The following is a 16,083-nucleotide window of genomic DNA, read 5'->3' on the forward strand; positions in this document are numbered from 1 at the left end:
CGAGTGCCGGGTGTGCCCCTGACCAGCGAACGCGCGAGACGCGAGTAAGTTCGGGACGGTGCGGTTTACCGAATTCCAGGAACTGTTGCACACCGAGTTCGGTGTGGCGCGCGGCGACGCCCTGCTGGCCGACCATGTGATCCCCGCGTTGGGCGGGCGCACCGGCGCCGCCGCCATCGAGGCCGGGACCGATCCCCGCGACGTCTGGCGCGCCCTGTGCGCCGAATTCGACGTGCCCAGGACGCGCTGGTGAGCGCGCCCGGGCAGGTGGAGCGGGACGAGCCGCGGTACCGGTTCGACGAGCGGCAGCGGATGATCCCGCACGATACCGAGCGTCTGGCCGTCCGGGTGGCGCAGGCGCGCCCCGACGACTTCGCGAGCTATCGGCAGACCGGGATCGAGCTCATGCTGCTCGGTCGCTACGACGAGGCGCTCGACCACCTCGATCACGCGCTGGAACTGGTGGACACGGAGCGACGCCGGATCACCGTGTGGATCAATGTGGGCGACGTCTACCGCTACCGCGGCGACGCGGGCACCGCGGAGACGTTGTACCGCCGCGCGGTGGAACACGCGCGGGCGGCCGCGCCGGAGGTCCTCTCGTTCGCCGTGCAGCACCTGGGCAAGGCACTCGCCGAGCGAAACCACCTGTCCGAGGCGCACGAACTGCTGGCCGAGGCGATGCGGCTGCGCCTCGCCGAGGGCGATCCCGAGGAGATCGAAGCAACCCGCGCCGCGCTGGACACACTGGGCGAGCTGCCGATTCCGTTGCCACCAACCGTCTCGGCGCTGCTGGGCGAGGCGCCGAACTGGTCGCATGAGCACGAGGGCATGAGCGCCGGGATGGTGCGCGTCGATGGCGCCTACTGGCTCGAACGCGGGCCGAAGGCGGTCGCCGAGTACCAGCGGCTCACCTGGCTGCGCGACCACGGGATCGCCGTCCCGGAGGTGGCGGCGTTCGAGGACGACGTGCTGGTACTCGCGGACGCCGGCGCGCCCAGCTTGTCCGCGCACCCGGACGCCGGAGGGGCGTCGATCGGCACGGTGCTGGGAGCGCTGCTACGGCGGTTGCACAGCATCCCGGTCGCCGAGTGCCCGTTCGACGAACGCTTGGACGTCGTGCTGGCACGGGCGCGCCGCAACGTGGTCGAAGGTCTCGTGGACGCGGACGATTTCGACGACGACAACGCCGGATCCACCCCGGCGGAGATTCTCGCGCGGCTGCTGGCGCAGCGGCCGGATGGAGAGGACCTGGTGGTCGCGCACGGTGATTTCACTCCACCGAACGTGCTGGCCAACGGGGTCCTCCTCGATGTCGGCGGCCTCGGTGTGGCCGACCGCTACCGTGATCTGGCGCTTGCCGTCCGCGATGTGCGCGCGGATTTCGGCGAAGCGGAGGTGACGGCGTTCTTCGCGGCCTACGGGCTGGCCGAGCCGGACGAGAGCCGCTTGACGTATTACCGGCTGCTCGACGAATTGTTCTGAGCCTCAAGCTTTTCGCGCGTAGTGCCGCGCCGCTTTGCTGCGATTGCCGCAGATGGCCATGGAGTGCCAGCGGCGGGTGCCGTTCTTCGAGGTGTCGTAGAAGAACAGCACACACTCCGGATGCGCGCATTGGCGGATCCGATCGGGTGCGGTGCGCAGCAGCTCCAGCAGATTGTCGGCAGCCAGCCATCCGGGCAGCCAGGCTTGCTCCGGGACGTCCACCAGGTCGGCCGGACCGGAGGCGGTGAGCGCCCGGCGGACGCGGCCGTGTTCCAGCACGTCGTTGAGTCCGGCGGGGGAGGCGTGCACCACCACGTCGTAGATGGCGGTCCGGGCGGCCAGCACCGCGTTCAAGGTGGCCTCGTCGGCGGTCGCGCGATCGGTGAGTCCCGCCGACGCCAGCCAGGTGCGCAGACCGGCGACATCGGTGAGCAGATCCTGTGGTCCGTGCTGGATCCATCTCGTGTTCAGCAGATCGAGCGCCAAGGGTTCACCGAGGTGGGGGCGTGGATCAGGCATGCCCGAGGGTACCGAGCGCGCGTCGTCGTCCATGGGACCACCTCCTTGCTAACCATTGAAAACAATTTTGATGGTTGACACCAGTCTTCTGACGTTGATAGCTTCTAACCAGTCAAACCGTATAAGACGGTTGAATCTTCCCAGGAGGAACTCATGACCGCGGCAGCCGCTCCCCAGCTCAGCACCGGGCACATCGGCCTGAACGTCTCCGATCTGGATCGCTCGGTGGAGTTCTACCGGCGGGCTCTCGGTTTCGAACAACTCGCGGCGAGCAGCGACCACCAGCGTCGCTGGGCCTTCCTCGGTCGCGACGGCAAGCCGGTCGTCACGCTGTGGGAGCAGAGCGACGGTGCGTTCTCCACCGAAACTCCGGGACTGCACCATCTTTCGTTCCAGGTCGACAGCATCGATGAGGTGCGCGCCGTGGAGCGGGTACTGCGCGAGCTCTCGGTCGCCTTCACCCACGACGGGGTGGTGGCACACGGCGAGGGTGCCGCCTCCGGTGGGATCTTCTTCACCGATCCCGACGGCATCCGGCTGGAGGTGTATGCGCCCAGTGGCGCGGAATCCGCCCCCGCACCCAGCGGCGCCGCCCCTACCTGCGGCTTCTTCTGATCCAGCGATGTGGCGAAGGAAGTATCGCGATGGCGGCGTACCACCGCGGTGAGGTCGCCGTGCAGCGCAGGCTGGGGCAAGCGGACACCGCCGAACGGATCAGCCGCACGATCCGTCCCGATATCCCCGCGGTAGCCGCCGGTTTTCTGGCCGAACAGCGGATGGTGGTGCTCGCCGCCGCGGACGCCGGGGGCAGGTTGTGGGCGAGCGAGCTGGTCGGGCAGCCGGGATTCGTCCGGGCGGTGGACGACCGGACCATTGCGATCGACACCCGGCCCGCTGCCGCCGATCCGCTGCACGACGCGCTGACCAACCCCTCCCGCGTCGGCATGATCGCCTTGCAACCGCAGCGGCGCAGGCGGATGCGAGTCAACGGGAGGTCGGCGCCGGATGCCGCCGGCTTGCGCATAGTCACCGATCAGGTGTACTCGAACTGTCCCAAGCACATCTCCCGGCGCGACATCGAGAGCTACCCATCCGGTGCGGCGCCCACGGTGCGGCACGGAGCCGAACTGGATGATGGCCAGCGGGCCGCGATTGCCTCGGCCGACACGTTCTTCGTCGCGACCGCGGACGAGGAAGGTAACGCCGACGCCTCGCACCGGGGCGGGAATCCCGGCTTCCTGCAGGTGCTCTCGCCCACGCGGCTGCGCTGGCCGGACTACCGGGGCAATTCGATGTTCATGACGCTCGGCAACCTCGTGGTCAACCCCCGCTGCGGGATCCTGATCCCGGACTGGTCCACGGGTGCTACGGTGCAGCTCACCGGCACCGCCGAATTGGTCTGGGCGCCGGAGACTTTCCCGGCCGGTGCGCAGTGCTCCCTCGATTTCACCATCGAAGCGGTGGTCGAGCGATCGGCGGGAGCGCTGCGATGGGGCCCTGCCGAGCTATCTCCCGTGAATCCCTGAAACTTCGAGAAAAGGAACTGCCCCATGCGACCTCCGCTACCACCGTTCGACGCGGAATCCGCCCAAGCCAAGGTGCGGGCTGCCGAAAACGCCTGGAACACGCGCGATCCGGAACGGGTCGCCGCCGCATACACCGAGGACTCGGTGTGGCGCAATCGCGACGAGTTCTTCACCGGCCGCGACGCCATCGTCGAGTTCCTCACCAGGAAGTGGTCCATCGAGAACGGTTACGCGCTACGCAAGGATCTGTGGGCCTTCCACGGAAACCGCATCGCCGTGCGGTTCCAGTACGAATGGCACGACGAGTCCGGCCGGTGGTACCGCAGCTACGGCAACGAGCAGTGGGAATTCGCGCCGGACGGACTGATGTCCCGGCGCGAGGCCAGCATCAACGATGTCCGGATCGAGGAATCCGAGCGGCGCATCTTCGGGCCGCGCGATCCGGGCGACGAGTCGGTGCTGCCTCTGCGTTAGGGCCGTCGGGTCCACGCGGAACGGCGGCGTCCGGCCCGGACGCCGCCGTTTCTTCGCGCCGGACAACGATCAGGCGGCGACGGCCTGCCGCTCGGCGTCGGACGATCCGGCGTCCGCGCGCTGCCGATGGAACAACCCGAACGCCACCAGTCCGAATCCGATGCCCACCGCCGCCGCGACGCCGAACGCCGCGTCGAGCCCGGCGACGAAGTGCGGCAGCGTCATCGGCTGCTCGGCGTCGCCCACCCCGCGGAAGACGGTACCGAGCACCGCCACGCCGAGCGCGAGGCCCAGCTGCCGGGCAGTGTTCACCGCACCCGCGGCGGTGCCGGCCTGCTCGGGGGCGACCGCCGCCATGCCGACCGAGACCAGCGCGGGCGCGTTGACGCCGATCCCGACGCCGATCACCAAGAATCCGGGGATCAGCGCGACCCAGGAGGACTCGGCGCCGACGATCATCAGCAGCCAGCTGCCCAGCCCGACCACCACCAACCCCCCGCCGATGGTCCACTTCGGCGCGACGTGGTGCAGCAGCCGGCCGAAGGCGCCCGCCACCACGAACGCGGTCGCGGCCATCGGGAGCATCGCCAGACCCGCGTGCAGGGGCGACATGTGCAGTTGCTGTTGCAGCCACAGCGAGATCAAGGGAGTGCTCGCGAACGCGGCGAACGTCTGCCCGGACGCGCCGAGCAGTGTCGCGCCGAAATCGCGGTTGCGCAGCAGCGTCAAGGGGAACATCGGTGCGCGACTGCGCGCTTCGACCCAGCCGAAGATCGCCGTCGCGGCGGCGCCCAGCGCGAACGCGGTCACGGCGGCCGCGTCGGTCCAGCCGTGCTCGCCGCCCCGGATGACGCCGTAGGTGACCGCGGTCGCCGCGGTCGCGAAGGCCGGCATGCCCGGCACATCCACCGGCCGGCCCACGCGCCGCTGGGCGGGCGGGAACACGGTGACGGTGAGCCCGATCGCCAGCACGGCGATGGGCAGGTTGACGAAGAAGATCCAGCGCCACGACAGCGCCTCGGTGAGCACGCCGCCGAGCACCACTCCGATGCCCGCCGCCGCACCGGACACCGCGCCCCAGATGCCGAAGGCGACACCACGGTCGCGGCCGGTGTAGGTGGCGTGCAGCAGTGACAGTGTGGTGGCGAACATGGCCGCGCCGCCGACGCCTTGCAGTGCCCGCGCCGCGACCAGGTCCGCCGCGCTCTCGGCGACGCCGCATCCGAGCGACGCGATCGCGAAGACGACCAGTCCGGCCAGGTACGCGCGCTTCGCGCCGACCCGGTCGGCGAGCGAGCCGAGCACCAGCAGCAGCGCCGCCAGCGCCAGGGCGTAGCCGTCGACCACCCACTGCAGGCCGGACAATCCGGTGTCCAGATCGGCGGCGATGTCCGGTAGGGCGACGTTCACGATGGTGACGTCGATGAGCAGCATCAGCGTGCCCAGGCACGCGGCGAACAGGGGTAGCCATTTCCTCACGGGAGCCTCCACGGCATATTCGAACGATGTCGACGCCAAGCGTGCGGCAATCGAATGGATCCCCCTAGCCGCAGCGGTATGTTCGTTAGATTCCTCCTGAGCGCGACGATAATCCGAGAGAATCCTCTGAAATGGATGTGCTGGACAAACAGATCGTGCACGCGCTGGTGCACGACACCCGGATCCCGTTCGCCCGGCTCGGTGGCGCTCTCGGGGTCTCCGAGCAGACGGTGGCCCGGCGTTACCGGGCGCTGCGCCATCGCGGCATCCTGCACGTGGCCGGACAGGTGAACGCGGTGCCGCTCGGCCAGGCGCGCTGGGTGCTGCGCCTGAGATCGACACCGGACAAAGCGCTGCGGCTGGCCGAATCCCTGGCGCGGTTCCCGGATCTGAGCTGGGTGACCCTGTTGTCCACCGGCTCCGAGGTGACCTGCGTGGGCAGGCCGCGCTCGACCGAGCGGCGCGACGCACTGCTGTTGCAGATCCTGCCGCGTGCCCCGCAAGTGCTGGCACTGACCGCGCACGAGGTCATCCACCGTTTTCCGCTCGACGAGGAATGGCCGCGCTATCGGCACCTGCTCACCGCCGCTCAGCTCGACGAGCTCGGCCCCGCTCGGTCCCGGTCCGCGGATGCGGGACCGGACGCGCCGATGGACCTTTCGCCGGCCGACGAGGCGATGCTCACGCTGCTCGGCCGGGACGGGCGCGCTCCGTACGCCCAGCTCGCGGCCGCCACCGGGTGGACGGCGCCGCGGGTCACGCGGCGCATGGCCGAGCTGACCGCGGCGGGCGTGCTGTACTTCGACGTCGATTTCGCGATCGAGCGGATGGGCTACGGTGTGCGCGGTGCGCTGTGGCTGCGCGTGCGGCCCGCCGAGCTGGACGCCGTGGGGCGCGCGATGGCGACGCACTCGGAGATCGTCTTCGTCGCCGCCACCACCGGGCCGTCCAACGTGTTCGCTTCGATCATCTGTCGTGACACCGCGGACCTGTACCGGTACGTGACCGAGCGACTCGGCGCGCTGGACGGGATCACCGACGTGGAAGTGACGCCGTCGCTGCGCGTGCTCAAACAGGCGCAGACGCTGCTGGACACCGACCGGATCGCGCTCGTGCGCTGATCGCCGGGCGTTCGCCGGGGATGGCGGGAGCGGCGCGGTGCGCGCCGGGCGCGTCGCTTGACTCGAACACCTGTTCGTCTAGGCTGGTCGCCAGAACTTGTCGGTGCCGCGCTCTACTGTAGGCGCCAACCACAGAACGAGACTTACCCGTCGAAAAGGGGATCAGGACATGGCACCACAGGCGTACGACCGGGACAAGGCGCTCGAACTCGCGCTGGCCCAGGTGGAGAAGAGCTTCGGCAAGGGCGCCGTCATGCGTCTCGGCGAGGAGGCGCGCCAGCCCATCTCGGTGATCCCCACCGGCTCGATCGCGCTCGACGTGGCGCTGGGCATCGGCGGCCTGCCACGCGGCCGCATCGTCGAGATCTACGGTCCGGAATCCTCGGGTAAGACCACCGTGGCGCTGCACGCGGTGGCCAACGCGCAGGCCGCGGGCGGGGTGGCGGCGTTCATCGACGCCGAGCACGCGCTCGATCCGGACTATGCCCGCAAGCTGGGCGTCGACACCGACGCACTGCTGGTCTCCCAGCCCGACACGGGTGAGCAAGCGCTGGAGATCGCCGACATGCTGGTGCGCTCCGGCGCCATCGACATCATCGTCATCGACTCGGTGGCCGCGCTGGTGCCGCGCGCCGAGATCGAAGGCGAGATGGGGGACAGCCACGTCGGCCTGCAGGCCCGCCTGATGAGCCAGGCGCTGCGCAAGATGACCAGCGCGCTGAACAATTCCGGTACCACCGCGATCTTCATCAACCAGCTGCGCGAGAAGATCGGCGTGATGTTCGGATCGCCGGAGACCACCACCGGCGGTAAGGCCCTGAAGTTCTATGCGTCGGTGCGCCTGGACGTGCGCCGCATCGAGACGCTCAAGGACGGCAGCGACGCGGTGGGCAACCGCACCCGCGTGAAGGTCGTGAAGAACAAGGTCTCCCCGCCGTTCAAGCAGGCCGAGTTCGACATTCTCTACGGGCACGGCATCTCCAAGGAGGGCTCGCTCATCGACATGGGCGTCGAGCAAGGCTTCATCCGAAAGTCCGGCTCCTGGTACACCTACGAGGGCGATCAGCTCGGCCAGGGCAAGGAGAACGCCCGCAAGTTCCTGCTGGAGAACGTCGACGTCCGCGACGAGATCGAGAAGAAGATCAAGGAGAAGCTCGGCATCGGCGCCGACGTGACGGCCGATGCGGCCGCGGAGGTGCCCGCCGATTTCTGAGCCGACGCACAGCCGCCGCTCGTCCGGAACGGCTCCGGCCGGTTCCGGGCGGCCACGGCCCGACGCGGTGCAGGAGATGCGGCGTCGGCTGGAAGAACTTCTGTCCGCCTCCGGTTCGCCAGGCGGCGTCCGGTCCGGTGGACAGGACATCGAGCTCGTCCGGAGGGCCGAAGGTGGTCCGGTTGCCCCGGACACTATGGGAACTCGGCCGGGCGCGTCCGATCCGCAGCGGGCGCGCCCGGCTGGGTCCCGTCGTGGTCCCCGGGGTGTGCAGGCGCGTACCGGCTCGCCCATGGCCGACGCCGGTCTCGCCGAAGGACGATCAGCCGATCTGGGAGCGGCCGGATCCGAAGACGGCACGGTCGAACAGGCGAAGGAGGCGTGTCTCCGCTTGCTCGCCGTTCGCGCTCGCAGCCGTGCCGAGCTGGCTCGGCGTCTGGCCGCCAAGGGGTACTCGCCGGAGGTGAGCGAACGGGCGCTCGACCGCCTCGGTGCGGTGGGCCTCGTCGACGATGCGGCTTTCGCCGAGCAGTGGGTGCATTCCCGGCACACCTTCTCCGGTAAAGGCAAACAGGCGCTCGCGCAAGAACTTCGGCGCAAGGGCGTCGCGCAGTCGGACGCCGTGGCCGCCCTCGACGCCATCACCACCGGCGACGAGGAAACCCGCGCCGCCGAGCTGGTTCGCCGCAAATTGCGCTCATTGCCGCCAGATCTGGACCAGGACAAGATGATTCGTCGCCTCGTCGGCATGCTCGCCCGCCGTGGTTACGGCCGGTCCACGGCCTATCGGGTGGTCAAAGCCGAATTGGCCGATCGGGGGATCGAGGGCGACTTCGACGAGTCCATCGACTGAACTCGATGGCCCGTGCGGCTCCCGGAGCTGGGGAGCCGTGCTCCACCACGGGCGAAGCCGCATCCCGCTCACAACTGCGTTCCACGCCGGTCGGCTGTGCGGGATGCGGATGGCCGGCGTGCGGCTACCTGCTCGGGGTACGGCGCGGCGCAGCTGCCGCGCTAGCGAAACCTCGGGCGGCTACGGCGTTTTCGATCAGATTGCTGATCATCGCTGCTCGGACAGCCGATCGGGGCTCGGCCCGCGGCGGTGGAGGTCTGTACCCTTCGTACCGCCGCGGCGGAGGTGCAACGCTGCGCGGGTTTCGGGTGCGGCATCGTCGGTCTACACCTCTCCCGCGTCGGCGAACAGACCGGCGGCCGCCATACCCGCCACGGCGGCGCGTTCGTCGTCCAAGGAGGTCGTGGCCCACGTCGAACCGACCGCGTCGAGGATCCCGCCCGCCGCGTCCCGGATGAAGACACCGCCGGACCCGTCGAGGACGCGGCCTTCGGCGAGCGCGGCCACCGAGGTGAAGAACGTCGGCGCGGCCGCCGCGCGGCGGGCGATCTCACGGTCGGAGACGCCGAGGCCGAGCACGCCCCAGGCCTTGGCGGTCGCGATCCGCGGTCGCAGTATGCCGGAGCCGTCCTGGCGTTGTAACGCGACGAGATGGCCGCCGGGATCGACAACCGCCACCGTGAGCGGGTCGAACCCGTGCGTTGCGCCGTCGGCCGGCGCCTCGCTGACGACGGGCGTCGCGCGTTCCAGCGTGATCGAGGTCGTGGTCACCGTCATTTCCTACTCCTGTGTCGAGGACTTTCGAATCGTGCGGGCTAGAGGTCGGCGCCGCGAGCACGAGACCCGCACCGGCGATCTGCAGCCAGGTGATGCGTTCGGTGCCGGCCGACACGGCGAACACCGGCACCGCGAACATGACGACTATCGTTTCGCCGACCCCACTCGCCGCATGCCCCAGTACCACGCCACGAGGCCGTAAATGGTCACCGCCGGCGCGGAAAAGGCGAGGGAGACCACCGTCGCTCCGGACAACCTCGGCAGATCCTGCTGCGGTACCGGTACCGATGTCGCGGGCAGCGGTACCGCGGCGCCGATCGTGGAAGCCCACGCTGTCACCCGCAGGGGCTGTGGTCGGCCGGTAGGGGACGGATGATGACCGGGCCGTTCGCAGGCGGCGGCAAGATCGCTCGCGCCGACCACCGCGATCCGCGCGAGGTCCGCGTGCCTGGGCGGCGTAGTTCACGAGGAAAGGAGGTTCACGAGGAAAGGAGAAGGACTCGGCGCAGAGAAGGTCGGAGGTACGGCTGGTCATCGATCAACTCCCGTGGGTGTGAAGCACTGATGACCGTCCCAGCGGTCGAATGCCGGGGATCGGCGTATGCCTACGAGATTGACCGGATGCCGCCGGGGGCACGAGTGTTGCGCTCAGCTCGAGCGCAACACTTCGGCGCCGTGCACCGGGCCGCACGGTATTACCGCGCGGTAACCAGTTCGCTTGCGCGGCAACGATTCCGCAGCGGTCGGCTCAGGGTTTCCGGCTGAGGTCGACGCCGGGCGCCGCGTCGGTGATGACCGAGTCGGCGGCGACGACCGCCCCGCCGCCCTTCCCGCGCTTGCGTGCCCGCAGCCGCTGCTCCAGCGTGGTCGCCACCAGCGTCAGCGCGCTGTTGAGCGCGATCATGATGATCGCGATGACGATCAGCGCCGGAATCGTGTTCTGTTCGGCCGCGCCGAGCTGCTGGCCGGAGCGCACGATTTCGACATAGGTGATCTGGTAGCCGAGCGCCGAGTCCTTGAGTGCGACCACCATCTGCGATACCAGCGCGGGCAGCATGGCCGTGATCGCTTGCGGGAGCAGGATCAACCGCATCAGCTGGTTCTTGCGCATGCCCAGCGCGACGGCCGCCTCGGTCTGCCCCTTCGGCAGCGAGCGGATGCCCGCGCGCACGATCTCCGCGATGACCGAGCCGTTGTAGACGGTCAGCGCAGTGACCACCGCGGCGAGCGCGAGATTCTCGGACTCGAACACGTCGTACTCGGAGTACACCGCGAACAGAAAGATCATCAGGATCAGCACGGGGATGGCGCGTGCCACCTCGACGACGGTTCCCGCGATCCAGCGCACGATGCGATGGTCCGACAGCCGCAGTACACCGAAGATCATGCCGATGATCAGCGCGAACACGATGGACAGCAGCGCGGCGACGACCGTGCCGCGCAGACCGGGCAGCAGGTAGGTCGCCCAGACCTCCGCGTCCAGGAACGGCTTCCATTTCTCGGCGGTGAACTGCCCCTTGTCGGCGAAACCGCGATAGAGGGCCCAGCCCGCCGCGAGCACGGCGACCACGACCAGCAGTGAGTAGACGTTGTTGCGCAGCCGAGCCTTCGGGCCCGGCGCGTCGAACAGGACCGAAGCGCCTGCGCTCATCGGGCCACCTCGTATTTCTTGGCCAGCCAGCCGAAGAACAGGCCGGTCGGCAGGGTCAGGATCACGAAGCCGAGCGCGAAGATCGCGCCGATCGCCAGCACCGCGGCCTCGGTCTCGGTCATCTCCGCCATCAGGGTCGCCGCTTCGGCGACGCCGATCGCCGAGGCGATGGTGGAGTTCTTGGTCAGCGCGATCAACACGCTGCCCAGCGGGGCGATGACCGACCGGAAGGCCTGCGGCAGCACGACCAGCCGCATGTTCTGCAGGAAGCCGAACCCGAGCGAGCGCCCCGCCTCGGACTGGCCCATCGGCACGGTGTTGATGCCCGCGCGCAACGACTCGCAGACGAAGGATGCGGTGTAGATGCTCAGGCCGACGACCGCGAAGCGGAAATTGTTCTGTGCCAGCGAGTCCGGCCCCTCGCCTGCGAGGCGCCAGCCCATCGTCGTGTAGAGGCCCAGCGACATGAACACGATGATCAGCGTGAGCGGAGTATTGCGGAAGATGGTGACATAAGCGGTGCCGACCCAGCGGGCGACCGGCACGGGAGACACCCGCAGCGCCGCCACGACGGTGCCGAGGATCAGCGCGCCGACCGCGGACAGCACGGTCAGCTGGATGGTCACCCAGAAGGCTTCGAGGATTCGGCTGTCGTACCTCGAGATCAGGTCGAACACGGCGGACGCGTTCCTCCGATCGGGTCTCGATGGTCAGGGAAGGTGCGGCGGGTGGCCCGGCCCGGTCCGGGACGGGCCACCCATACGGGCGCGAACGGTGCGGACGCTCAGTACCGGTTCACCGTGGGCGGCTGCGGGGCCTGGTAGCCCGAGGCGCCGACGGTCGAGTCGAACGCCTTCTTCCAGGAACCGTCGGCGATCATCGCCTCGATCGCGTCGTTGACCTTGTCGCGCAGTTCCTTGTCGCCCTTCTTCAACCCGATGCCGTAGTTCTCCGTGGTGAACGGCTTGCCGACCACCTTGAACGCGCCGCTGCTCTGCGCCGCGTAACCGGCCAGGATGATGTCGTCGGTGGTCACCGCGTCCCAGGATCCGGCGCGCAGCCCCTCGAGGCACAGCGAGTAGGTGTCGTTGGTCTGCAACTGCGTGTCGGGGTAGTTCTTCTCGATGTTCTGGGCCGGGGTGGAGCCCTTCACCGAGCAGACCTTCTTGCCCTTCAGGTTGTCCGGGCCGTTGATATCGGTGTTGTCGGCGCGCACCAGCAGCGACTGTCCGGCGACGTAGTACGGCCCGGCGAAATCGATCTTCTCCTTGCGCTTGTCGGTGATCGAGTAGGTGGCGACGATGTAGTCGACCTGCCCGTTCTCGATCAAAGTCTCACGCTGCGGCGACGGCGCTTCCTTGAACGTGATGTCGTTCGGCTGCACACCCAGTTTTCCGGCGATGTACTTGGCCACTTCGACATCGAAGCCGCTGTAGGACCCGTCCTTGTTCCGCAGGCCGAGGCCCGGCTGGTCGAACTTGATGCCGATGGTGAGCTTGCCGTCCTTGGCGTGATCCAGGGCGGATTTGTCGTTGCCGCCGCCACACGCGGTGGCGGTCGCGGCGGCGAGTGTCAGGGCGATCGCTCCGACACCGATGCGCAGAGCGCGAGTGATCCTCATCGAGTTCCTTCTCCCTATCCAGTGGGTGCTGGCCGCTGTGTCCGGCAGGTCAGTGGCTCAAGATCTTGCCCAGGAAGTCCTTCGCGCGCTCGGATTTCGGGGCGGTGAAGAAGGCGTCCGGCGTCGCGTCCTCCACGATCTGGCCGTCGGCCATGAACAGCACCCGATTTCCCGCGCGGCGCGCGAAGCCCATCTCATGGGTGACGACCAGCATCGTCATCCCGTCCTTGGCCAGTGACACCATGACCTCGAGTACCTCGTTGACCATCTCCGGGTCCAGCGCGGAGGTCGGCTCGTCGAACAGCATCACCTTCGGGCTCATCGCCAGCGCCCTGGCGATGGCGACGCGCTGCTGCTGGCCGCCGGACAACTGTGCCGGGTACTTGTCGGCCTGATCGGCGATGCCGACCCGGTCGAGCAGCTCCATGGCCCGGGTCCGAGCGTCGTGCTTCTTGATCTTGCGGACCTTGACCGGCGCGAGCATGACGTTCTCGAGGATCGTCTTGTGCGCGAAGAGATTGAAGGACTGGAAGACCATGCCGACGTCGGCGCGTAGCGCGGCCAGTGCGCGGCCCTCGGCGGGCAGCGGGACACCGTCGATGGCGATGTCACCGGAATCGATCGGCTCGAGCCGGTTGATGGTGCGGCACAGCGTCGACTTACCCGACCCCGACGGGCCCAACACGATGACGACCTGCCCTTTGGGGACCTCGAGGTTGATGTTCTCGAGTACGTGCAGGTCGCCGAAGTATTTGTCCACTGCGCGCATCAAGATCATCGGTGGTCCGCTGGTGGCGGCGTTGACGGCCCCGGCAGAGGCGTCCCCGGTCGTGGCGGGCGCGTCGTCGTCGTCGGTCATGGTCATGACCTTAGGCAAAAATCGGAAATTTGCCCGACTTTCCGCGACACACCGTCCCGCCGCGCCGATCCGACACGTGGGCGTAACCTCCCGGTTCCTCCGCCGTCCCCCGCGGATCACCCCGCGCCCGCGCCGATGCCCGCGAAAGCCGCTGGAGCCCGCCCCGTACCCTGGACGGGTGGATTCGATCGGACAGGCAGTGTTGTCTCCCGCGCCCGCCGAGGGCACAGCACGCAGTTACGAGGTCCGCACCTTCGGTTGCCAGATGAACGTGCACGATTCCGAACGCTTGTCGGGTTTGCTGGAGGACGCGGGTTACGTGAAGGCCGCGCCCGGCGCGACGGCCGACCTCGTCGTCTTCAACACCTGCGCGGTGCGCGAGAACGCCGACAACAAGCTCTACGGCACGCTCGGTCACCTGGCGCCGGTCAAGGCGAGCCATCCCGGCATGCAGATCGCGGTGGGCGGCTGCCTCGCGCAGAAGGACCGCGATGTCGTCGTGCGCAAAGCGCCGTGGGTGGACGTGGTCTTCGGCACCCACAACATCGGTTCGCTGCCGGTGCTGCTGGAGCGGGCGCGGCACAACCGGGACGCTCAGGTGGAGATCCTGGAGTCGCTGGAGGCGTTCCCGTCCACCCTGCCCGCCAAACGCGAATCCGCTTACGCGGGTTGGGTTTCCATTTCGGTGGGCTGCAACAACACCTGCACCTTCTGCATCGTGCCCGCGCTGCGCGGCAAGGAGGTCGACCGCCGCCCCGGTGACGTGCTCGCCGAGGTGCAGGCGCTGGTGGACCAAGGCGTGCTCGAGGTGACGCTGCTCGGCCAGAATGTGAACTCCTACGGCGCCTCGTTCGCCGACCCCGACGAACCCCGCGACCGCGGCGCGTTCGCCAAGCTGCTGCGCGCGTGCGGGCACATCGACGGCTTGGAGCGGGTCCGCTTCACCTCGCCGCACCCCGCGGAGTTCACCGATGACGTGATCGAGGCCATGGCCGAGACCCCGAACATCTGCCCGCAGCTGCACATGCCGCTGCAATCGGGTTCGGACCGGGTGCTCAAGGCGATGCGCCGCTCCTATCGCAAGGCGCGCTATCTCGGGATCATCGACAAGGTGCGAGCCGCGATGCCGCACGCCGCGATCACCACCGACATCATCGTGGGCTTTCCCGGCGAGACCGAGGAGGATTTCCAGCAGACCCTCGATGTGGTCCGGCAGGCGCGTTTCACCAGCGCGTTCACCTTCCAGTACTCCAAGCGGCCGGGTACGCCCGCCGCCGACATGCCCGAGCAGCTGCCCAAAGCCGTAGTCCAGGAGCGCTACGACCGGCTCATCGCGCTGCAGGAGGAGATCTCCTTGGCCGCCAACGAAGAGCTGGTCGGCACCGAGGTGGAATTGCTGGTTGCCGAGGGCGCGGGCAAGAAGAACGCCGCCACCGCGCGCATGAGCGGTCGCGCCCGCGACGGCAGGCTGGTGCACTTCCGCCCGGGCGGCACCGCCGAGCCGATTCGCCCCGGCGACCTGATCACCGTGGACATCACCGCCGCGGCCCCGCACCACTTGGTGGCCGATGCCGTGATCAAGACCCACCGCCGCACCCGCGCCGGTGACGCGCACGAGCGCGGTATCACCCCGAAGACCGCGCCGATCGGCGTCGGGCTCGGACTGCCCCGCGTCGGCGCACCCGCCCCGGAACCCGCGGCCGCGGGCTGCTCGACCGGATGCGGCGCATGACCACGAGCCCGGACGACAACGACGACGCCACCCAGGGCGCCGATGCCGCTGTCCCCGCGTCCGGCGACGACCAGCGCGGCGCGTCCGCGGCCGACCAGGGGCATGAGCCCGCGAGCCCCGACGCAGACGAACGAAACGAGGAACCAGTGAGCTCGGTCGAGAGCACCGCCGATTTCGAACAGTTCCGCGACGATCTGGACGACGTCGAGCGCAAGATCGCCGGTGAGATCGAGCCGGGCGTCCGCGCGATGGTCGTGGCCGGGGCGGTGTTCCTGCTGCTGGTCTCGTTGGTGCTGCCGCACGCGGGCGGGGCACGCGGATTCGACGTGCTGTTGAACACCGACGTCGCGCGGGCCGAGCACATCGGGCTGCCCTCGCGGATCTTCGTCTGGTTCGTCGTGGTGTTCGGCATCGGGTTCTCGATGCTGGCGCTGATGACCCGCCGCTGGGCGCTGGCGTGGATCGCGGTCGCGGGCAGCGCCGTGGCGGGCGTATTCGGCGTGCTGTCCATCTGGCACCGCCAGACGCCCGGGCTCGGCAACTACGTCGGCGCAGGCCCCGGCATCGGCTTGATCCTCGGCGCGATCGTGACCGTCGTGCTCACCTTCCATTGGGTCCGGGTGGTGTGGAGCCGCACCGCACTGCATCTGGCCGCCGAGGAGCAGCGCCGCAACGCCGCCGCGGCCGCGGAGGAACGCGACCGTCGTCGCCTCATGGGCGATTCCTGACCGGGATCATCCCGACGACAGCGGCCCCTCCCGATCGGGAGAGGC

17 protein-coding genes are annotated in these 16,083 nt (G+C 68.8%); 10 read left to right on the forward strand and 7 right to left on the reverse strand.

Annotated elements, in window-relative coordinates; genetic code table 11:
• Positions 1-58 precede the first annotated feature (58 nt).
• Together ACT89H_RS02690 and ACT89H_RS02695 are read left to right on the forward strand one after the other, a co-directional pair.
• Positions 59-253, forward strand: a complete 195-nt coding sequence (locus tag ACT89H_RS02690; RefSeq protein ID WP_445106850.1) for a DUF3046 domain-containing protein — start codon at positions 59-61, stop codon at positions 251-253.
• Positions 250-1,485, forward strand: coding sequence for an aminoglycoside 3'-phosphotransferase (locus tag ACT89H_RS02695; protein WP_445106851.1), 1,236 nt, complete (start codon positions 250-252; stop codon positions 1,483-1,485). The genes ACT89H_RS02690 and ACT89H_RS02695 overlap by 4 nt, the downstream gene beginning before the upstream one ends.
• A 3-nt stretch (positions 1,486-1,488) precedes the next feature.
• Here the strand turns inward: ACT89H_RS02695 and ACT89H_RS02700 are convergent, their stop codons facing one another.
• A complete protein-coding gene (locus tag ACT89H_RS02700; protein WP_445107338.1) occupies positions 1,489-2,004 on the reverse strand; it encodes a CGNR zinc finger domain-containing protein in 516 nt (171 codons plus the stop codon).
• Positions 2,005-2,157: 153 nt separating this feature from the next.
• Between ACT89H_RS02700 and ACT89H_RS02705 the strand changes: the two genes are divergently transcribed.
• Genes ACT89H_RS02705 through ACT89H_RS02715 form a run of 3 tightly spaced genes read left to right on the forward strand, consistent with a single transcriptional unit; the run spans position 2,158 to position 4,004 of the window.
• Positions 2,158-2,619, forward strand: a complete 462-nt coding sequence (locus tag ACT89H_RS02705) for a VOC family protein (RefSeq protein ID WP_445106852.1) — start codon at positions 2,158-2,160, stop codon at positions 2,617-2,619.
• Between the two features lie 29 nt (positions 2,620-2,648).
• A complete protein-coding gene (locus ACT89H_RS02710) occupies positions 2,649-3,530 on the forward strand; it encodes a pyridoxamine 5'-phosphate oxidase family protein (RefSeq protein ID WP_445106853.1) in 882 nt (293 codons plus the stop codon).
• 24 nt (positions 3,531-3,554) lie between these two features.
• A complete protein-coding gene (locus ACT89H_RS02715; RefSeq protein WP_445106854.1) occupies positions 3,555-4,004 on the forward strand; it encodes a nuclear transport factor 2 family protein in 450 nt (149 codons plus the stop codon).
• A gap of 69 nt (positions 4,005-4,073) precedes the next feature.
• On the opposite strand, the gene ACT89H_RS02720 is transcribed toward ACT89H_RS02715, so the two are convergent.
• Positions 4,074-5,483, reverse strand: a complete 1,410-nt coding sequence (locus tag ACT89H_RS02720; RefSeq protein ID WP_445106855.1) for an MFS transporter — start codon at positions 5,481-5,483, stop codon at positions 4,074-4,076.
• Positions 5,484-5,614: 131 nt separating this feature from the next.
• Between ACT89H_RS02720 and ACT89H_RS02725 the strand changes: the two genes are divergently transcribed.
• The 3 genes from ACT89H_RS02725 to recX all read left to right on the forward strand — a co-directional run bounded on the left by ACT89H_RS02725 (position 5,615) and on the right by recX (position 8,670).
• Positions 5,615-6,604 carry an Lrp/AsnC family transcriptional regulator gene (locus ACT89H_RS02725; RefSeq protein WP_445106856.1) on the forward strand — a complete coding sequence of 330 codons (990 nt, stop codon included), beginning with the start codon at positions 5,615-5,617 and terminating at the stop codon, positions 6,602-6,604.
• Between the two features lie 169 nt (positions 6,605-6,773).
• The gene (recA, locus tag ACT89H_RS02730) at positions 6,774-7,817 is read left to right on the forward strand and encodes a recombinase RecA (protein WP_039799269.1); all 1,044 of its coding nucleotides are present in this window, start codon (positions 6,774-6,776) and stop codon (positions 7,815-7,817) included.
• A gap of 292 nt (positions 7,818-8,109) precedes the next feature.
• Positions 8,110-8,670, forward strand: coding sequence for a recombination regulator RecX (gene recX, locus ACT89H_RS02735; RefSeq protein WP_445106857.1), 561 nt, complete (start codon positions 8,110-8,112; stop codon positions 8,668-8,670).
• Positions 8,671-8,994: 324 nt separating this feature from the next.
• Here recX and ACT89H_RS02740 read toward each other — a convergent pair whose 3' ends face one another.
• The 5 genes from ACT89H_RS02740 to ACT89H_RS02760 all read right to left on the reverse strand — a co-directional run bounded on the left by ACT89H_RS02740 (position 8,995) and on the right by ACT89H_RS02760 (position 13,497).
• Positions 8,995-9,447 carry a GlcG/HbpS family heme-binding protein gene (locus tag ACT89H_RS02740; RefSeq protein WP_445106858.1) on the reverse strand — a complete coding sequence of 151 codons (453 nt, stop codon included), beginning with the start codon at positions 9,445-9,447 and terminating at the stop codon, positions 8,995-8,997.
• Positions 9,448-10,195: 748 nt separating this feature from the next.
• Complete coding sequence (locus ACT89H_RS02745; protein ID WP_445106859.1) at positions 10,196-11,098, reverse strand: amino acid ABC transporter permease; 903 nt, start codon at positions 11,096-11,098, stop codon at positions 10,196-10,198.
• Positions 11,095-11,775 carry an amino acid ABC transporter permease gene (locus ACT89H_RS02750; protein WP_445106860.1) on the reverse strand — a complete coding sequence of 227 codons (681 nt, stop codon included), beginning with the start codon at positions 11,773-11,775 and terminating at the stop codon, positions 11,095-11,097. The genes ACT89H_RS02745 and ACT89H_RS02750 overlap by 4 nt, the downstream gene beginning before the upstream one ends.
• 107 nt (positions 11,776-11,882) lie before the next feature.
• A complete protein-coding gene (locus ACT89H_RS02755; protein WP_445106861.1) occupies positions 11,883-12,719 on the reverse strand; it encodes a glutamate ABC transporter substrate-binding protein in 837 nt (278 codons plus the stop codon).
• A gap of 49 nt (positions 12,720-12,768) precedes the next feature.
• Positions 12,769-13,497, reverse strand: a complete 729-nt coding sequence (locus ACT89H_RS02760) for an amino acid ABC transporter ATP-binding protein (RefSeq protein WP_445107339.1) — start codon at positions 13,495-13,497, stop codon at positions 12,769-12,771.
• Positions 13,498-13,756: 259 nt separating this feature from the next.
• On the opposite strand from ACT89H_RS02760, the gene miaB reads away from it, so the two are divergent.
• Complete coding sequence (miaB, locus tag ACT89H_RS02765) at positions 13,757-15,310, forward strand: tRNA (N6-isopentenyl adenosine(37)-C2)-methylthiotransferase MiaB (RefSeq protein WP_445106862.1); 1,554 nt, start codon at positions 13,757-13,759, stop codon at positions 15,308-15,310.
• Positions 15,298-16,038 (forward strand): Rv2732c family membrane protein, encoded by a 741-nt coding sequence (locus ACT89H_RS02770; RefSeq protein WP_445106863.1) that lies wholly within the window; start codon positions 15,298-15,300, stop codon positions 16,036-16,038. The genes miaB and ACT89H_RS02770 overlap by 13 nt, the downstream gene beginning before the upstream one ends.
• Positions 16,039-16,083: the final 45 nt, after the last annotated feature.

The organism is Nocardia aegles (genome assembly GCF_052545135.1).

What these genes read in the sequence shown, in the direction of transcription:
- ACT89H_RS02725 (WP_445106856.1), top strand. Translation starts at nt 5,615, where the DNA reads ATGGATGTGCTGGACAAACAGATCGTGCACGCGCTGGTGCACGACACC.
- ACT89H_RS02745 (WP_445106859.1), bottom strand. Translation starts at nt 11,098, where the DNA reads ATGAGCGCAGGCGCTTCGGTCCTGTTCGACGCGCCGGGCCCGAAGGCT.
- recX (WP_445106857.1), top strand. Translation starts at nt 8,110, where the DNA reads ATGGCCGACGCCGGTCTCGCCGAAGGACGATCAGCCGATCTGGGAGCG.
- ACT89H_RS02760 (WP_445107339.1), bottom strand. Translation starts at nt 13,497, where the DNA reads ATGATCTTGATGCGCGCAGTGGACAAATACTTCGGCGACCTGCACGTA.
- ACT89H_RS02740 (WP_445106858.1), bottom strand. Translation starts at nt 9,447, where the DNA reads ATGACGGTGACCACGACCTCGATCACGCTGGAACGCGCGACGCCCGTC.
- recA (WP_039799269.1), top strand. Translation starts at nt 6,774, where the DNA reads ATGGCACCACAGGCGTACGACCGGGACAAGGCGCTCGAACTCGCGCTG.
- ACT89H_RS02715 (WP_445106854.1), top strand. Translation starts at nt 3,555, where the DNA reads ATGCGACCTCCGCTACCACCGTTCGACGCGGAATCCGCCCAAGCCAAG.
- ACT89H_RS02700 (WP_445107338.1), bottom strand. Translation starts at nt 2,004, where the DNA reads ATGCCTGATCCACGCCCCCACCTCGGTGAACCCTTGGCGCTCGATCTG.
- ACT89H_RS02705 (WP_445106852.1), top strand. Translation starts at nt 2,158, where the DNA reads ATGACCGCGGCAGCCGCTCCCCAGCTCAGCACCGGGCACATCGGCCTG.
- ACT89H_RS02755 (WP_445106861.1), bottom strand. Translation starts at nt 12,719, where the DNA reads ATGAGGATCACTCGCGCTCTGCGCATCGGTGTCGGAGCGATCGCCCTG.
- ACT89H_RS02770 (WP_445106863.1), top strand. Translation starts at nt 15,298, where the DNA reads ATGCGGCGCATGACCACGAGCCCGGACGACAACGACGACGCCACCCAG.
- ACT89H_RS02710 (WP_445106853.1), top strand. Translation starts at nt 2,649, where the DNA reads ATGGCGGCGTACCACCGCGGTGAGGTCGCCGTGCAGCGCAGGCTGGGG.